The sequence below is a fragment of the Micromonospora sp. NPDC049275 genome (assembly GCF_043197115.1).
Taxonomy (GTDB): Bacteria; Actinomycetota; Actinomycetes; order Mycobacteriales; family Micromonosporaceae; genus Micromonospora.
Genome location: NZ_JBICSN010000003.1, coordinates 834,872 through 852,452 on the forward strand (window position 1 = coordinate 834,872; position 17,581 = coordinate 852,452).

Sequence of the window (17,581 nt, forward strand, 5' to 3'; positions counted from 1 at the left end):
GCGGCCCGAAGGGTGAAACTACCTTACGGACCAGGTCTGATCCCTATCGGTCGTCAAGGAGCAGCGGTGAGCGAGCGCGGCGGTGCCGGGCAGCACGGGCGGAACGCCGGTGGTGGGGCCAACGTGGCCGGGATCGGCGAGTTCGGGCTGATCGGGCGGATCACCGCCCGGTTGGCGATGGGCCCGACGACACTGCTCGGCCCGGGCGACGACGCGGCGGTGGTGGCCGCGCCGGACGCCCGGGTGGTCGCCTGCACGGACGTGCTCGTCGACGGGCGGCACTTCCGGCGGGACTGGTGCTCGGCGGCGGACGTCGGTCACCGGGCCGCGGCGGCGAACCTGGCCGACATCGCGGCGATGGGCGCCACCCCGACAGCCCTGCTGGTCGCCCTGTGTATGCCCGCCGACCTGGAGACGAGCTGGGCGGAGGGCCTGGCCGACGGGTTGGCCGCGGAAGCGGCCACGGTCGGCGCGAGCGTGGTCGGCGGGGACATGTCGGCGAGCCCCACCCTGACCATCGCGGTCACCGCGCTGGGCGACCTCGGCGGCCGGGCGCCCGTTGTGCGTTCCGGCGCCCGCCCCGGGGACGTGCTGGCCCTGGCCGGCCGCATCGGGTACGCGGCGGCCGGGCTGACCGTGCTCACCCGAGGGTTCCGCACTCCCCGGCTGCTGGTCGAGGCGTACCGGCGGCCGCAGGTCGCCTACCCGGCCGGGCCGCAGGCCGCCCTGCTCGGCGCGACCTCGATGATCGACGTGTCGGACGGACTCCTCGCCGACCTCGGGCACGTGGCGCGGGCCAGCGGTGTGGCGATCGACGTGCGCCGCGACGCGTTCGAGGTGCCCCGGCAGATGGCCGACGCCGCGCAGGCGCTCGGCGTCGACCCGTACACCTGGATTCTCGCCGGTGGTGAGGACCACGCGCTGGCCGCGACCTTTCCCCCGACGGTGGCGTTGCCGCCGGAGTGGCGGCCCATCGGCCTGGTGACGGAGGGTGCTGAGGTGACAGTCGACGGCGGCGCGTACGACGGGCCCCGGGGCTGGGACCACTTCCGCTGACGGCGGGAGCCCGCCGTATTCTGGGCACTGTGAGTGAGATCGAGATCCGGGTGGTGCGGTTCGACGCGCCGGTGGCGCAGCAGTTGATCCGGGCCGCGCTGGCGGACCTGGCGGCCCGTTACGGGGGTACCGGCGACGACACCCCGGTCGCCGCCAGCGAGTTCGAACCGCCGGACGGCGCGTTCCTCGTCGCCTACCTGGCCGGTGAGCCCGTCGGCTGCGGCGGCTGGCGCAGCCACGGCGAGGACACCGCCGAGCTGAAGCGGATGTACACGGCCCCGGCGGCCCGTGGGCGTGGCGTGGCGCGGACGGTCCTCGCGGCCGTCGAGCGCTCGGCCCGCGAGCAGGGCCGCAAGCGGATGGTCCTGGAGTGTGGGGACAAGCAGCCCGAGGCGATCACCATGTACGCGTCCGCCGGTTACGACCGGATCCCGAACTTCGGCTTCTACAAGGACGCGGAGGGCTGCCTCTCCTTCGGCCGCACGCTCTGAACGGCCGGTGCCCACCCGGGGTGGACACGACAGAGCCGGCGGACCGCAGGGGGCCGCCGGCTGAGCCGAACGAGAAGAGTTGGTGCCGCCGCGTCAGGCGCGGGTGACCTTGCCGGCCTTGATGCACGAGGTGCAGACCTGCAACTTCTTGGTGTTGCCGCCACCGGCCGGGGTACGCACCGACTGGATGTTCGGGTTCCAGCGGCGGTTGGTCCGCCGGTGCGAGTGGGACACGTTGTGGCCGAAGCCCGGTCCCTTGCCACAGACGTCGCACACGCTAGCCACGGGATACTCCTGGGATTGAAACGTTCATGAGGTCGCCGGCAGGTGCTGCCCGGGCAACCTGGTCAGGTTACCCGATGACTCGCCGGGCCGGCCAACCGGCCCGGTCGGGCGGTCGTGCCCGGCCCGGGTCGGGCCTGCCGGTGGGCCGGTGGGCCGGCCCGACGGCAACCGTACCGGAGGCGTCGACCAGGGCCGGGAGCACCATCGGACCGGGCGGGGGCGGACACGCCGGACGAGCCCGGCGCGTGTCGGTGCGCAACAGTAGGCTTCTGGCCGTGCTGGACACCCTCGACGCCGCCGCGGTCCGCCGCTGGTGTGCGAGCGGGCTGGCCGCGCTCAAGCGCCACCAGGGCGAGATCGACGAGCTCAACGTCTATCCGGTGCCCGACGGTGACACAGGCACCAACCTGGTGCTCACCCTCACCTCGGCCCAGCAGGCGCTCTCGATGGACCTGGACACCCTCCCCGACAGCGGCCCCACCGCCCACGGGCACGTCCTGCGGTTGATGGCCCAGGGCGCGCTGCTCGGCGCCCGGGGCAACTCGGGGGTCATCCTCTCGCAGATCCTGCGCGGCTTCGCCGACGCCGTCGTCGCCGTGCCGGCGGTGCGCGGGCGGGCCCTGGCCGTCGCGCTGCGGGCCGCGACAGTCGCCGCGTACACGGCGGTCAGCCGTCCCGTCGAGGGCACCCTGCTCACCGTCGTCGCCGCGGCCGCCACCGGGGCCGAGCAGGCGGCCAGCGACGACCTGAAGGCGGTGGCCCGCGACGCGGCGCGAGCGGCGGCCGAGGCCCTGGCCCGCACGCCCGAGCAACTGCCGGCCCTGGCTCGCGCGGGCGTCGTCGACGCGGGCGGCCGGGGCCTCTGCGTCCTGCTCGACGCCCTGGTCGAGGTGCTCACCGGGGAGAGCACAACCCCACTCGCGCCGCCGCCGCGCACCGCCCGCCCGGCGGCCACCGTCGCACGGGAGACCGGCTCCGAGGAGTACGCCTACGAGGTGCAGTTCCTGCTCGACGCGCACCCCGACGCGGTGGCCGTGCTGCGCCGGACACTGGAGGCGCTTGGTGACTCGCTCGTCGTCGTCGGTGACGGGCGCGCACCGGGCGGCACCTGGAACGTGCACGTGCACGTCAACGACGTGGGCGCGGCGGTCGAGGCGGGGGTCGCCGCGGGCCGCCCGTACCGGATCTCGGTGACCCGCTTCGCCGACCAGCCGGAGCCGTCCGTCGGCCCGACCGAGGACGGCCGCGCCGCCGTGGTGGTGGCCACCGGCAGCGGGCTCGCCGAGCTGTTCGCCGCCGAGGGCGCGACTGTGGTGCCCGGCAATCCGTCGACCGGTGAGCTGCTGGACGCCGTGCGCAGCACCGGAGCAGCCCGGGTGGTGGTGCTGCCCAACGACCCCAACGCCGAGGCGGTCGCCAGCGCGGCGTCCCGCGAGGCGCATCGGCACGGCATCAAGGTGAGCGTGGTGCCGACCCGTTCGCCGGTGCAGGCCCTCGCGGCACTCGCGGTCCGGGACGGCACCCGCCGCTTCGAGGACGACGTGATCGCGATGGCCGAGGCGGCCGGCGCCTGCCGCTACGCCGAGGTCTGCCACGCCAGCCGGGAGGCGCTGACGGTCGCCGGCCCCTGCCGTCCCGGTGACGTCCTGGCGCTTGTCGAGGGGGAGGTGCACCTCATCGGCACCGACCTCACCGACACCTGCGCCGCCGTGGTCGACCGGATGCTCGGCGGCGGCGGGGAGTTGGTCACCCTGCTGGCCGGGGTGGACGCCCCCGCCGGGCTCACCGATGCCGTCCGCGCGCACGTCGCGCGGCGCTGGCCGTTCGTCGAGGTGCAGGCGTACCCGGGCGGCCAGCCGTTCTATCCGCTCCTGGTGGGGGTCGAATGAGCGAGCCGGCCACTGTCGACACGCCGTTGAAGAAGCTCGTCGGGGACAAGACGGCCAAGGCACTGGCCGCCCACCTCGACCTGCACACCGCGGGTGACCTGATCTACCACTTTCCGCGCCGCTACGACGAGCGCGGCGAGCACACCGACATCCGGTCGCTGGACGTCGGCGAGCAGGTCACCGTGCTGGCCCAGGTGCAGCGCACCGCCGTACGGCCGATGCGTCAACGCCGGGGCAACCTGCTGGAGGTGACCGTCGGCGACGGCTCCGGCGGCCTGCTGACGCTTACGTTCTTCGGCAACCAGGCGTGGCGTGAACGGGAGCTGCGCCCGGGCCGGTGGGGGCTGTTCGCCGGCAAGGTCACCGAGTTCCGGAGCAAGCGTCAGCTCAACGGTCCGGAGTACGTCCTGCTCGGTGAGGGCGGCGAGGGCGAGGCGGCGGTCAGCGACGAGATCGAGGAGTTCGCCGGCGCGCTGATCCCCGTGTACCCGGCGGCGGCGGCCGTTCCGACCTGGGTGATCGCCCGCTGCGTACGCGTCGTGCTGGACACGTTCACGCCGCCGGAGGATCCGTTGCCGGCAACCGTGCGTGCCGACCGCAAACTCGTCGGCCTGGGCACCGCGCTACGCGAGATCCACCGCCCGTCCAGCAAGGAGGAGCTCTACCGGGCCCGACACCGGCTCAAGTGGGACGAGGCGTTCGCCGTCCAGCTGACCCTTGTGCAGCGCAAGCACCGGGCCGCCGACTGGCCGGCCCGCCCCCGCCCGCCGCGCTCTGGCGGGCTGCTGGACGCCTTCGACGCCCGACTGCCGTACGAGCTGACCGCCGGCCAGCGTGACGTCGGCCGGGAGATCGCCACCGACCTGGCCGCTGCGCACCCGATGCACCGCCTGTTGCAGGGCGAGGTGGGCTCGGGCAAGACAGTGGTGGCGCTGCGGGCCATGCTCCAGGTGGTCGACGCCGGCGGACAGGCCGCGCTGCTCGCTCCCACCGAGGTGCTGGCCGCCCAGCACTATCGGGGCATGCTCGACCTGCTCGGGCCCCTCGGGCGAGCCGGTGAACTGGATTCCGCCGAGCACGCCACCCGGGTCGAGCTGGTCACCGGCTCGCTGGGCGCGGCGGCCCGCCGTCGGGCGCTCGGCGAGGTGGCCAGCGGCAACGCCGGCATCGTGCTCGGCACCCACGCCCTGCTCTACGAGGGCGTCGACTTCGCCGACCTGGGTCTCGTGGTCGTCGACGAGCAGCACCGCTTCGGGGTGGAGCAGCGCGACGCCCTGCGCGCCAAGGCCGACCAGCCGCCGCACACCCTGGTCATGACGGCCACCCCGATCCCGCGCACGGTGGCGATGACCGTGTACGGCGACCTGGAGGTGTCGACCCTCTCCCAACTGCCCCGGGGCCGGTCGCCGATCGCCTCGCACGTGGTGCCGGCCGCCGAGAAGCCCGCCTTCCTGGACCGGGCCTGGCGTCGGCTGCGCGAGGAGGTGGCCGCCGGCCACCAGGCGTACGTGGTGTGCCCGCGCATCGGTGACGGCCCGGTATCGGACGAGGAGCCGCCGCCCGAGGACGACAACGGTCGACGGCCGCCGCTCGCCGTGACCGAGGTGGCCCCGCTGCTGGCCGAGGGGCCACTGCACGGTCTGCGGATCGGGGTCCTGCACGGTCGCCTGCCCGCCGACGAGAAGGACGCGGTGATGCGCTCCTTCGCGGCCGGTGACCTGGACGTGCTGGTGGCGACCACGGTCATCGAGGTCGGTGTGGACGTGCCGAACGCCACCGTGATGATCGTGTTGGACGCCGACCGCTTCGGTGTCTCGCAACTGCACCAGTTGCGCGGTCGGGTCGGCCGGGGCACCGCCGCCGGGCTCTGTCTGCTGGTCAGCGAGGCCGCCGAGGGCTCGTCGGCGCGGGAACGGCTGGACGCGGTGGCGTCCACAGGCGACGGGTTCAAGCTCGCCGAACTGGATCTGGAGCAGCGCCGCGAGGGCGACGTGCTGGGCGCCACCCAGTCCGGGCACCGCTCGCACCTGCGCCTGCTGTCCCTGAAACGCGACGCCGACCTGATCCGCGACGCCCGCGCCGAGGCGATCACCCTGATTGAGAAGGACCCGGAGTTGACCCGCAACCCGGCGCTGGCGGCGTCGGTCGCGGCGCTTGTCGACGAGGACCGCGCGGAGTACCTGGAGAAGGGCTGACAGCCGTCGGTCCGACCTGGACCGTTGATCCACTCCAGTTCCAGGAAACCGGGGTGTCCCTGCCAAGGGGACACCCCGGTTTCAGTGATCTCGAGTCGCAGCAGCAACGACCGAGGGCGCGTCGACCGGGTGGTCGACGCGCCCTCGGGCTTCAGCTCAGCTCAGGTCAGGTCAGGCGGTGAAGGTCACCCGACGCCGACGGGCGATGACGAAGAGCACCGCGCCCGCGATCAGCAGGGCGACCGCGCCGGCGGCGATGCCGCCCGCCGCCGCGCCGGTGACCGGGAGGCCCGGCTCGTCGCCGCCACCGCCACCGCTGCCGCCGCAGTTGCCCTCCGGCGTGTAGATCGCCTGAAGCTCCAGGTCCATGTCCGGCAGGGCGACGACAGCGGTCTTGTCCTTGCCGGCCTTGAAGGTCACCGTCTCCGAGGCGCCGGCCGCGACCGTACGGGTCTCGGTCTTGTCGCCGTAGGTGAAGGTGGTCTTCACCGGCAGGCCACCCTCGGGGTTGGTCACGGTGAGGGCGAACTCCTTGCAGTCGGCCTTGGTGGTGACGGCCGGCAGCGGGCAGTCCTCGGGGCGCTGCCACGAGTACGTGCCGTTCTCGATGACCTTGCCATCGACCAGCACCTCGATCTTGCCGGCGTCGGCGGCGGGCACCACGATGCTGGTGTCGGCCTTACCCGGCGCGACGGAGACCTTCTTGGTGAAGCCGTTCTCGCCCTTGACCTCGAACTCGACGGCGTACTTGCTGATCTTGCCGTCGTTGCTCAGCGAGACGGCGACCGAACCGTCGCACTTGGACGCGAAGGTCGAGGCCGGGGTGACGCAGCTCTTGCTGCCGCCGTTGTACCAGCCCTGCGGGCCCTTGGACCGGTTGCCCGGAGCGCCGGGCGAGCCGAGCTTCTTGTTGTCGTAGCGCGTGCCGCCGTCGACGATCTCGTCGATGACCTGGTCCTTGCCGCCCCAGATGAGGTCGACCTGGGTGTGGCAGTCCGGGATCTCGACGTTCAGCGTGATCTCGGTCTGGGTGCCACCGATCCAGTTGCTGTCCGGGGTCCCGTAGACGTACTGCGGAGTGGCGAACTGCGGACGCGGCGCGAAGTAGGACACCAGCGTGAAGTACTGCTTGCCGTCGCCGCAGAGCGGCAGGTCGCCGTCGAGCTTGACGGTGGCGGTGCCCTTCGGGCCGTCGAAGGTGTGGCTGTATGTGGCCTTGTCGACCTCGACGCACTTCGGAGCCGGGGTGCAGGCCTTGTCGGCCGCGAGGTCGATGTCGCCGTTGGCGGTGTGGAACGCCGTGACCTTCCCCTCCTTGATCCACTCGGCGTAGACCTGGAGGTGGGCCTTGGTGGTGTTGCCGGGCACCCGCTGGACGGCCAGCTTGGAGGAGGCCATGGGGATCACCAGCCCCTGCAGCGGCTTCGCCTCCTTCACCCCCTCGACCAGCGACGTCACCGGGGTGTCCGGGTCGGAGGTCACCTTCTGGATGGTCGCGTCCTTGTTGTCTTCGCTGTTCTTCACCTTCCAGGTGATCACGCGCTCGCCGGTGAGCCGGTCGCAGTCGGCGGTGGCGCTGATCTCGGTGTGGTGCGCGCTGGCTGGGGTGGCCACCGCGGCGACCCCGGTGAGGCCGATGAGGGCGGCTCCCAGGATGGCCAGCGGTCGCCGGAGCGACAGCTTGGGACGGATCACGGGTACTCCTGGAGTGCTGAAGCGTTAGGGGTGTGGCACGGGAGCGACAGTGGACGGTCACTGCACGTCCGATCGGTGAGGCGCCCTCCCGAGCCGTGGGCCGGTGGGTTGGCCGCCGGCACCCGGCAGACCCTAGCGAGATCGCCGTGCGTGATACAGCGCTCAGGATTTGCTAAGACGGATGTTATAAACTTGAGATCATTGATATACGAAAAGTGATCATGTCATCCTCGTGGCGGTACCGACCGTGTCGGACGGCTGGTCCAACCTGTCGCGTAGCGTCGGGGCCATGAGCAGGAGGAGACGGTGACCCGGATCGTGGCCGGGACGCTCGGGGGCCGGCGGATCGCCGCGCCGCCCGGCGCCGGCACCCGACCCACCTCCGACCGGGTCCGCGAGGCGCTGTTCAGTGCCATCGAGGCCGAGGTCGACCTGGACGGGGCGCGCTTCGCCGACCTGTACGCCGGTTCCGGCGCGGTCGGGCTGGAGGCGCTGTCCCGGGGCGCCCGACACGTCCTGCTTGTCGAGTCCGATCCGCGGGCGGCACGCGTGATCCGGGAGAACGTGACGACCCTGCGGGCCGGTCCCGCCGTCCGCCTGGTCACCGCCAGGGTGGCGACGGTGCTGGCCTCCGGGCCCGACGGCGGGCCGTACGACGTGGTCTTCGCCGACCCGCCCTACGCCGTGCCGGACGAGGAGATCACCGCGCTGCTGACGACGCTCGTCGACGGGGGCTGGCTGGCGCCGGACGCGTTGGTGGTGGTGGAGCGGTCCCGCCGGACCAGGCAGTTCGAGTGGGTGGAGGGGATCACCCCCGAGCGCAGTCGCCGGTACGGCGAGACCACCCTTTGGTACGGTCGCCGATCATGAGACGTGCGGTGTGTCCCGGCTCGTTCGACCCGGTCACCAACGGACACCTCGACATCATCGGCCGCGCCAGCCGGCTGTTCGATGAGGTGATCGTCGGCGTGCTGGTGAACCAGTCGAAGAGCGGCCTGTTCACCGTCGAGGAGCGCATCGACATGCTCCGCGAGGTGACCTCCTCGTACGGCAACGTACGGGTCGAGTCGTTCCGGGGGCTGCTTGTCGACTTCTGTCGCGCCCAGCAGGCGAGCGTGCTGATCAAGGGGCTGCGGGCGGTCAGCGACTTCGACTACGAGTTGCAGATGGCCCAGATGAACATCGGGCTGGCGGGCGTCGAGACGCTCTTCATGCCGACCAACCCGCTCTACTCGTTCCTCTCCTCCAGTCTCGTCAAGGACGTGGCCAAGTGGGGCGGCGACATCTCCGCCCACGTCCCGGACCCGGTCCGCGAAGCCCTCCAGGCCCGCCTGGGCCCTCGCCCCTGACCGTCGATCGTGCGCCCACCGCTCCCGGAGCGTCCCTTTCCGGGTAGTTTGGCGCGATCGGAAGTGCGTGATCGGCGGGGAGTGACTATGTCGCGACTCGCCGGGTTGAGGTGAGGGGGGCGTGGGTGGGGCGGGCACGACATGATTGGTCGAGCAGGAACCCGGCCGTGGCCCGCATCATGGAGGTCGGCCGACGAACGACAGGAGTGAGGTACCGGTGGACCCGCTCGACCGCATCGACGAACTGATCGCCATGGTGGAGCAGGCGCGCTCCGTCCCGATGTCACGCAACAACTGCATGGTCGACCGGGGTGAGGTGATCGCCGCCCTGGACGAGATGCGCGCCGACCTGCCCGCCGACCTGCGTCGGGCTGCCGCGCTCCTGGACGAGCGGGACAAGATCATGGACGCTGGTAAGCGCGAGGCGGACCGGATCATCAGCGAGGGTGAGGCAGAACACGCCCGCCTCGTGTCGGTGAACGAGATCACCGTGTCGGCCGAGCACGAGGGCGCCCGGATCATCGCCGAGGCCCGCGCCGAGGCGCAGCGCCTGCGCGAGGAGGTCGACGACTACGTCGACACCGCGTTGGCCAACTTCGAGCAGTTCCTCACCCGGGCCCTCGCCTCGATAGAGCGTGGCCGGGACAAGATGCACGCGCTGCGGGAGATCGGTACCTTCGGTGGGGATGAGGCGGAACGCCCGCTACCCTTCTGAGCGGCACCTCACCAGCCGACATTCTCACCGCAGGCGTCCCCCCGGTTCGACGGTCCGGCGGTCGCCCAGGTAACCTTTTTTGTCGGCCTCTCACCGGCCGGAGTCTGACTATGCCCAAGCACTCGCCATCGACACTCGACCCCAGGGCGCCGCTGGTCCTCGACACGAGGGACCTGCCGCGTCGCCCTGGCGCGTTGCGTGAGGTCCAGCGGGTCGTGCCGGCACCGGCGGACCTCGGCGTGGAGTTGATCGGTGTGCCGGAGGGCGCGGACCTCGACCTCGATCTGAGGTTGCAGTCGGTGTCCGAGGGCGTGCTCGTCTCCGGGACCATCACCGGTCCCATCCGGGGCGAGTGCGGGCGTTGCCTGCGCGAGATCAACGAATCGATGGCCGTGACGCTCCAGGAGCTGTACGCGTACGAGAACAGCACCACGGACGCCACGACCGACGAGGACGAGGTGGGCCGGATGCAGGGCGATCTGATCGACCTGGAGCCGGCGCTGCGGGACGCGTTGGTGCTCACGCTGCCGACCAACCCGCTCTGCCGGGAGGACTGCCCAGGACTGTGCCCCGAATGTGGGGCGCACTGGGACGATCTGCCGGCCGACCACAGTCACCAGCAGATCGACCCGCGTTGGGCGGGCCTGTCGCAACTGACCGTTACAGAGGAGTAAGAACCGTGGCCGTCCCGAAGCGCAAGATGTCGCGCAGCAACACCCGGTCCCGCCGGGCGAACTGGAAGGCGACAGTGGTCGCGACCGTCGCGTGCCCGCAGTGCAAGTCCCCGAAGCTGCCGCACGCTGCCTGCTCCGTCTGCGGCACCTACAACGGCCGCCAGGTTCTCGAGGTCTGACCTGGACGCCGAGTGACGCCCCCGACCCCAGGTCGGGCGGCGCGCGCACCCTGGCATTCGCCCGGTGCCCCGGCTCCCTCCGACACCGGCCGGCCCAACCCGGCCGGTGTTCCGATGGAGCCGGGCACCGCGCGGATCGCCGTTGACCTCCTCGGCGGGGACGACGCTCCCGCCGTCGTGGTTGACGGCGCTCTGCGGGCCGTGCGTGCCGACCCCGATCTGCACCTGCTGCTCGTCGGCCCGACCGAGGTCGCCGAGGCGCTCATCGCTGCCCTCGCCCCGGCCGAGCGTTCCCGGATCACGGTCCGCCCGGTCCGCTCCGCCGTCGGCATGGCCGACCATCCCAGCGCCGCCCGCGCGGAGAGCACCGTCCGGGCCGCCGTCACCGCCGTCCGCGACGGCACCGCCGACGCCCTCGTCTCGGCCGGCGCGACAGGTGCCACGGTCACCGCCGCCGTGCTCGGTCTCGGCCGCTGGCCGGAGATCCGCCAACCCGCCCTGGTCGCCACCCTGCCCGCGGTCGCCGGGCCCGTGGTGCTGCTCGACGTGGGTGGTTCCCTGGAGCCCCGCCCCGCCACGCTGGCCCGGCACGCCGTGCTCGGCGCCGCGTACGCCGCGGTGGCCCACTCGGTAGTCGCACCGCGGGTCGGCCTGCTCTCGGTCGGCACGGAGGCCGGCAAGGGCGACCGGGTACGCCGCGCCACCGATCCCCTGCTCGCCGTCGAACCGCTGCCCCGCGGGGCACGCTACGTCGGCCTGGTCGAGGGGTACGACGTGGCCCTCGGCGCGCGCGCCGATGTGGTGGTCACCGACGGCTTCACCGGTAACGTGCTGCTCAAGGCGATCGAGGGCGCGTACGCGATGGCCGGCGGCCCACCCGTCGGCGGCGGCGCGCCCCGGGCCGCCGCCCTGCTCGGCGTCGCCGGAACGGTAGTCGTCTGTCACGGCTCCGCTCGCGCCGACGACGTCGCCTCCGGCATCGCTCTCGCCGCCCACCTGTGGCGGCGGCGGGCCACCGAACTGGTCTCCGCGTTGCTCGACGGCGACGCCGCGACGGACCGCACCGACCGCTCCACCGACACCGAGGTACGCACATGAGCAACGACAAGCGGCGGCGGGCGTCCGTCGGTCACCTGGAAGCCGCGTTCGGCGTCAGCCTGGAACCGGACCTGCTGCAACGCGCGCTGACCCACCGCTCGTACGCGTACGAGAACGGCGGTCTGCCCACGAACGAGCGGCTGGAGTTCCTCGGCGACTCGGTGCTCGGCGTCGTGGTCACCACGGCGCTGTTCCGCAACCACCCGGACCTGCCCGAGGGACAGTTGGCGAAGTTGCGGGCGAGCGTGGTCAACATGCGGGCCCTCGCCGACGTGGCCCGTGGCCTGGGCCCGGACGGCCTCGGCGCGTACCTGCTGCTCGGCAAGGGTGAGGAGACCACCGGTGGCCGGGACAAGGCGAGCATCCTCGCCGACACCCTGGAGGCGCTGCTCGGCGCGATCTACCTGCAGTACGGCCTGGACACCGCCGGAATCGTGATCCATCGGCTCTTCGACCCGCTGATGGCCGAGTCGGCCGGCCGGGGTGCGGCCCTGGACTGGAAGACCAGCCTGCAGGAGTTGACCGCCGCGCTCGGTCTCGGCGTGCCCGAGTACCGGATCGAGGGCACCGGACCGGATCACCTCAAGACGTTCACGGCCTGGGTGGTGGTGGCCGGCAACCGGTACGGCGGCGCGGAGGGGCGCAGCAAGAAGGAGGCCGAGCAGCGGGCCGCCGAGGCGGCCTGGCGGATGCTCACGGACCAGCACGAGCAGAACAAGCAGCAGGACCAGCAGGACGGGAACGACCAGAGCGAGTCGTTCGGGCCGCTGGAGAGCGCCGAGCAGGCGGCCCGGACCGAGGAGGCCGACCACCTGGCGCAGGTCATGCCGGCCGACGTCGCGGACCAGCAGACTGCGCCCGAGCCGCCGGCCTCGGCCAACGGCGACGCCCCGACCGCCGATCGCGACGGTGCGGCCCGGATCGGCGAGGAGCGCGACGCCGAGGCCGCGGCCGGTGGCCGCGAGACGGGTCTGCGTCGTGCCTGAGCTGCCCGAGGTGGAGACCGTCCGGCAGGGGCTGGCCCAGTGGGTCACCGGCCGGCGGATCGCCACGGTCGAGGTCCGTCACCCACGCGCGGTCCGCCGGCACATCCCAGGTGACGCGCACTTCGCCGACGTGCTCGTCGGCCGCACAGTGCTGGACGCCCGCCGTCGCGGGAAGTATCTGTGGCTGCCGCTGGACAGCGGTGACGCCATCGTGGGGCACCTCGGGATGTCCGGCCAGATGCTGCTTCAGCCGCCCGGCACTCCCGACGAGACCCACCTGCGGGTCCGGTTCCGGTTCGCCGACGACGGGCCCGAACTGCGCTTCGTCGACCAGCGGACGTTCGGCGGGCTCGCGGTCAGCGAGGGCGGCGCGGACCTGCCCGAGGAGATCGCGCACATCGCCCGCGACCCGATGGACCCGGAGTTCTCCGACGCGGCCTTCGTCGCCGCGCTGCGCCGCCGCCGGACCGAGGTGAAACGGGCACTGCTCGACCAGACGCTGATCTCCGGCGTGGGCAACATCTACGCCGACGAGGCGCTCTGGCGTGCGGGCCTGCACGGCGCGCGCCCCACCGACGCGCTTACCGGCCCGGCCGCGCAGCGTCTGCTCGGCCACGTCCGCGACGTGCTCGGTGAGGCGATCAGGGAGGGCGGCACCAGCTTCGACGCCCTCTACGTCAACGTCAACGGCGAGAGCGGCTACTTCGACCGGGCTCTGAACGCCTACGGCCGCGAGGGCGAGCCGTGCCGGCGGTGCGGAGCGCCGATCCGTCGCGAGTCGTTCATGAACCGCTCCTCGTACAGCTGCCCGCGCTGCCAGCCCCGGCCTCGGGGTGCCCTTCGGGGATGACCCGGAGTCGACTCCGGGTCGGCACCGGCGGGTCGCGGCCGAACCCTCCGGGCCACACCCCGGCGTACGCCCGAATCGCCGGTTGATGCCCGTCCGGCGGACCCGCCGCCCTGCGCGGACCGACTCCGGGGTGGACGGGGGCCGTTCCCCGATGTGACCGCCTCGTCACGCCCCTAACGTCAGCAGCGTCGGCAGGGGGTCGACGTGACAGGGGGACACGAGATGGGCAACAGACCGGTGACGGTGCGGATGGCACGGTGGAGCGCCGAGCATCCGTGGCGGGCGATCGCGATGTGGGTCGTGTTCGTGGCGGTGTGCTTCGTCGGTGGCAACGCCGCCGGCCTCAGCGAGGCCACCAGCGGGGACCAGGCGATCGGCGAGGCCGGGCGGGCCAGCATCATCGTGGACGGCGGGGCCTTCGACGACCCGGCTGTGGAGAACGTCCTGATCACCCCCCGCGGTGGCGCCCTGGACCCGGCGGCGGCGAAGGCGGCCGCCGACGACGCGGCGGCCCGACTGCGTACCGTCACCGGGGTTGCCGAGGTCGGCCCGCCGGTCACCGCGCGGGACGGGTCGGCGCTGCTGCTGCCGATCACCATGTCCGGCGATCCGGAGACCGCGTCGGACCGGGTGCAGCCGCTGCGCGACGCCACCGCCACCGTGCAGGGCGCGCACCCGCAGCTCCGCGTCGAGCAGGTCGGCGGGGCGTCGATCGGCCAGGCGCTCGACGACACCCTGGGCAAGGACTTCGAGCGCGCCGAGCTGTTGAGCCTGCCCGTCACCCTGGCCATCCTGATCATCGCGTTCGGCGCGTTGATCGCGGCCAGCGTGCCGGTGCTGCTGGCCCTCTCCTCGGTCGCCGCCGCGATGGGTCTGTCCACCCTCGCCTCGCACCTGGTGCCGGCCACCGACACGACGTCACCGGTGATCCTGCTGATCGGCATGGCGGTCGGGGTCGACTACTCGCTGTTCTACATCCGCCGGGAGCGCGAGGAGCGGGCCAAGGGCCGCTCCGGTCTGGACGCGGTGGAGATCGCCGCGGAGACCTCCGGGCACGCCGTGGTCGTCTCCGGCTTCGCCGTGATCATCGCGATGGCCGGCCTGTTCCTTGCCGGCGACGTGGTCTTCTCGTCCCTGGCCGTCGGCTCGATCCTGGTGGTCGCCGTCGCGGTGACCGGCTCGCTGACCGTGCTGCCGGCCCTGCTGGCCAGGCTGGGCCGCTGGGTCGACAGGCCCCGGGTGCCGCTGCTCTGGCGGTTGACCGCGCCGCGCACCGGCCGGCACGGCGAGCCGCGTACGCCCCGGCTCTGGCCGGCGCTGCTCCGGCCGGCGCTGCGCGCCCCGGTCGTCACGCTCGTCATCTCGGTCGGGTTGCTGCTCGCGCTGGCCGCGCCGGCGCTCGGCATGAAGCTGAAGTTCCCCGGCATGGAGGACCTGCCGCGCACCACCCCTGCCATGCAGGCGTACGACCGGCTCACCGCGGCCTTCCCGAGCACCGGCACCAACCACGTGGTGGCGGTCCGGGCACCTGCCGAGCAGGCCGACCGGGTCAACGCGGCGCTCACCGACCTGGCCGCCCGCGCCGGCGGCGACCCGCTGTTCGCCCCCACCGAGGCGGACGGCCCGAAGATCAAGGTGTCGGCCGACCGGCGGGTGTCGGTGCTGGACGTCGCCACCCCGTACGCCAGCCGGGACGACAGGTCGGTGCGGTCGCTGGAGAAGTTGCGGGCCGACCTGGTCCCGGCCGAGCTGCGGGGGATCCCCGGGATCGAGTACGCGGTCGGCGGGAGCGTGGCGGACAGCGAGGACTACGCGTCGCACGTGCGCGACAAGCTGCCGCTGGTGATGGGCTTCGTGCTGGTGCTCACGTTCCTGGTCATGACCTTCACGTTCCGCTCGGTGGTGGTGGCGGCCAGCTCGATCGCGCTGAATCTGCTCTCTGCCGGGGCCGCCTACGGGCTGCTGGTGCTGATCTTCCAGGGGGAGTGGGCCGAGGGACTGCTCGGCTTCACGTCGATGGGCGCGATCGTCTCCTGGCTGCCGCTGTTCCTGTTCGTGGTGCTCTTCGGCCTCTCGATGGACTACCACGTCTTCGTGGTGAGCCGGATCCGCGAGGGCGTCCGGGCCGGCATGTCCAACCGTGACGCGGTGTCGTACGGCATCACCTCGTCGGCCGGGGTGGTGACAAGCGCGGCGGTCGTCATGGTCGGCGTGTTCTCCATCTTCGCCACGCTGAGCACTATCGACATGAAGCAGCTCGGCATCGGCCTGGCGGCGGCGATCCTGCTGGACGCCACGATCATCAGGGGAGTGGTCCTGCCGGCCCTGATGACGATGCTCGGCGACGCCAACTGGTGGGCCCCGCGGTTCCTGCGGCGACGCCCGGCGCCCGCCCCCACCGAGCCGCCGGCCCCCGCGCCGGAGCTGGTGCCGGTGTCCTGAGCCACCCCGCTGAGGCCGGGCCGCGACCGCGGCCCGGCCTCAGCCGGCGCTACGGAACCGCAGGATTAACCAGGCGGAGGGCGGGGCATCTGGCCCGGCATGGACGAACAGCGCACCCCGGCGGCCCTCCCGCGGGCCGACGCGCCGGGGGATACCGAACCCCGCCGGAGTACGCCATGAGCAACGTTCAGACCGGCACCGTACGCACAAACGTTCCCGCCCGGCTCGACCGCCTCCCCTGGTCCCGTTGGCACTGGATGATCGTCATCGGCCTGGGCACGGTGTGGATCCTCGACGGCCTCGAGGTGACAATCGTCGGCAACCTGTCCGGCAAGCTCGCCGAGCCCGGCAGCGGCCTGGACATCACCCAGAGTCAGGTCACCGGGCTCGCCGCCGCGCTCTACGTGGCCGGCGCCTGCACCGGCGCGCTCTTCTTCGGCTGGCTCACCGACCGGTTCGGTCGCAAGAAGCTGTTCCTGCTGACCCTGGGGCTGTACCTGGTCGCCACCGCGCTGACCGCGCTCTCCTTCGACACCTGGTGGTTCTTCCTGTTCCGGTTCCTGACCGGCATGGGCATCGGCGGCGAGTACGCGGCGATCAACTCGGCGATCGACGAGCTGATCCCGGCCCGGCACCGCGGCCGGATCGACATCATCATCAACGGGACCTTCTGGCTGGGCGCCGCGATGGGGGCCCTGCTGACGGTGCCGCTGCTCAACGGCCTGCCGACCAATCTCGGCTGGCGGGTGGCCTTCGGCCTGGGCGCCATCCTCGGCGTGGTGGTCCTGCTGGTCCGCCGACACGTCCCGGAGAGTCCACGCTGGCTGTTCATCCATGGCCGGGCGGACGAGGCGAACGAGCTGGTCGACTCCGTGGAGGCCGAGGTCCACCGGGAGACCGGCCGGGAGCTCACCGAGGCCGACGACTACATCACCGTCCGCCAGCGTCGGAGCACGAACTTCGTGTCGATCGCGAGGACGCTCTTCGCCCGCTACCCGAAGCGCGCGATCCTGGGCTTCTCGCTGTTCATCGGGCAGGCGTTCCTCTACAACGCGATCACGTTCGGGTTCGCCCAGATCCTGGAGACGTTCTTCGACGTGCAGCCGGGCAACAGCGGCTACTACTTCGCCGTGATCGCGGTGGGCAACCTGGCCGGTCCGCTGCTGCTGGGTCGGCTCTTCGACACGGTGGGCCGGGTGCCGATGATCGCCGGCACGTACGTGCTCTCCGGTCTGCTGTTGCTGGGCACCGCGTGGCTGTTCCACAACGGCTCGCTCAGCGCCACCACCATGACGGCCTGCTGGTGGGTCGTGCTCTTCTTCGCCTCCGCCGGCGCCAGCGCGGCGTACCTGACGGTGAGCGAGATCTTCCCGATGGAGACCCGCGCCATGGCCATCGCGTTCTTCTACGCGATCGGTACGGCCGCCGGTGGCATCACCGGCCCGCTGCTCTTCTCGAAGCTGGTCGGCACCGGCAAGGTCGACGACACGGTGCTGGCCTTCGTGATCGGCGCCGTCGTGATGATCATCGGTGGGCTCGTCGAGATGGCGCTCGGCGTCCGGGCCGAGGGCCAGTCGCTGGAGAACCTGGCCACCCCGCTCAGCGCGGAACAGGCCGAGGTGCCGTCCCCGCGCACGCCGGCCGAGCGCAGCCCGTCCACCACCGGCTGACCCCACC

General features: G+C 72.3%; 15 protein-coding genes and 1 pseudogene. 14 read left to right on the forward strand and 2 right to left on the reverse strand.

The genetic code is table 11. The features are described from left to right. The first annotated feature begins 123 nt into the window (after positions 1-123). Complete coding sequence (locus tag ACGFIE_RS14315; RefSeq protein ID WP_393294662.1) at positions 124-1,056, forward strand: thiamine-phosphate kinase; 933 nt, start codon at positions 124-126, stop codon at positions 1,054-1,056. A 29-nt stretch (positions 1,057-1,085) separates the two neighbouring features. Further along, positions 1,086-1,547, forward strand: a complete 462-nt coding sequence (locus ACGFIE_RS14320; protein ID WP_393294468.1) for a GNAT family N-acetyltransferase — start codon at positions 1,086-1,088, stop codon at positions 1,545-1,547. A 93-nt stretch (positions 1,548-1,640) separates the two neighbouring features. Here the strand turns inward: ACGFIE_RS14320 and rpmB are convergent, their stop codons facing one another. Beyond that, on the reverse strand, positions 1,641-1,832 hold the full coding sequence (gene rpmB, locus ACGFIE_RS14325; protein ID WP_007456456.1) for a 50S ribosomal protein L28: 192 nt from the start codon (positions 1,830-1,832) through the stop codon (positions 1,641-1,643). A gap of 275 nt (positions 1,833-2,107) precedes the next feature. On the opposite strand from rpmB, the gene ACGFIE_RS14330 reads away from it, so the two are divergent. Both ACGFIE_RS14330 and recG read left to right on the forward strand, forming a co-directional pair. Further along, positions 2,108-3,721, forward strand: a complete 1,614-nt coding sequence (locus tag ACGFIE_RS14330; RefSeq protein WP_393294470.1) for a DAK2 domain-containing protein — start codon at positions 2,108-2,110, stop codon at positions 3,719-3,721. Further along, on the forward strand, positions 3,718-5,916 hold the full coding sequence (gene recG / locus ACGFIE_RS14335; protein WP_393294472.1) for an ATP-dependent DNA helicase RecG: 2,199 nt from the start codon (positions 3,718-3,720) through the stop codon (positions 5,914-5,916). Before ACGFIE_RS14330 ends, recG begins: the two co-directional genes overlap by 4 nt. 171 nt (positions 5,917-6,087) lie before the next feature. On the opposite strand, the gene ACGFIE_RS14340 is transcribed toward recG, so the two are convergent. Further along, complete coding sequence (locus ACGFIE_RS14340; protein ID WP_393294474.1) at positions 6,088-7,611, reverse strand: cell wall anchor protein; 1,524 nt, start codon at positions 7,609-7,611, stop codon at positions 6,088-6,090. A 306-nt stretch (positions 7,612-7,917) separates the two neighbouring features. Here ACGFIE_RS14340 and rsmD point away from each other — a divergent pair, with 306 nt between their 5' ends. From rsmD to ACGFIE_RS14390, 10 genes and pseudogenes are all read left to right on the forward strand, one after another. Next, positions 7,918-8,481, forward strand: a complete 564-nt coding sequence (gene rsmD / locus ACGFIE_RS14345; protein WP_393294476.1) for a 16S rRNA (guanine(966)-N(2))-methyltransferase RsmD — start codon at positions 7,918-7,920, stop codon at positions 8,479-8,481. Next, complete coding sequence (gene coaD, locus ACGFIE_RS14350) at positions 8,478-8,960, forward strand: pantetheine-phosphate adenylyltransferase (RefSeq protein WP_110562457.1); 483 nt, start codon at positions 8,478-8,480, stop codon at positions 8,958-8,960. The genes rsmD and coaD overlap by 4 nt, the downstream gene beginning before the upstream one ends. Before the next feature lie 217 nt (positions 8,961-9,177). Further along, positions 9,178-9,675: a hypothetical protein gene (locus ACGFIE_RS14355; protein WP_363679396.1), complete on the forward strand. Its 498-nt coding sequence runs from the start codon at positions 9,178-9,180 to the stop codon at positions 9,673-9,675. A gap of 110 nt (positions 9,676-9,785) precedes the next feature. After that, a complete protein-coding gene (locus tag ACGFIE_RS14360) occupies positions 9,786-10,349 on the forward strand; it encodes a YceD family protein (RefSeq protein ID WP_363679398.1) in 564 nt (187 codons plus the stop codon). A 5-nt stretch (positions 10,350-10,354) separates the two neighbouring features. Further along, positions 10,355-10,528, forward strand: a complete 174-nt coding sequence (gene rpmF, locus ACGFIE_RS14365; protein WP_030335284.1) for a 50S ribosomal protein L32 — start codon at positions 10,355-10,357, stop codon at positions 10,526-10,528. A gap of 114 nt (positions 10,529-10,642) precedes the next feature. Continuing rightward, the gene (locus ACGFIE_RS14370) at positions 10,643-11,626 is read left to right on the forward strand and encodes a phosphate acyltransferase PlsX (protein WP_363679400.1); all 984 of its coding nucleotides are present in this window, start codon (positions 10,643-10,645) and stop codon (positions 11,624-11,626) included. Beyond that, positions 11,623-12,339, forward strand: a pseudogene (gene rnc / locus ACGFIE_RS14375) (ribonuclease III); the annotation flags it as partial. The gene ACGFIE_RS14370 and the pseudogene rnc, both read left to right, overlap by 4 nt. Positions 12,340-12,604: 265 nt before the next feature. Then, entirely contained in the window at positions 12,605-13,462 is an 858-nt protein-coding gene (gene mutM / locus ACGFIE_RS14380) for a bifunctional DNA-formamidopyrimidine glycosylase/DNA-(apurinic or apyrimidinic site) lyase (protein ID WP_363679402.1), read from the forward strand. Positions 13,463-13,684: 222 nt separating this feature from the next. Next, positions 13,685-15,904 carry an MMPL family transporter gene (locus tag ACGFIE_RS14385; RefSeq protein ID WP_393294480.1) on the forward strand — a complete coding sequence of 740 codons (2,220 nt, stop codon included), beginning with the start codon at positions 13,685-13,687 and terminating at the stop codon, positions 15,902-15,904. A 176-nt stretch (positions 15,905-16,080) separates the two neighbouring features. Beyond that, positions 16,081-17,574, forward strand: a complete 1,494-nt coding sequence (locus ACGFIE_RS14390) for an MFS transporter (RefSeq protein ID WP_393294482.1) — start codon at positions 16,081-16,083, stop codon at positions 17,572-17,574. Positions 17,575-17,581 lie beyond the last annotated feature (7 nt).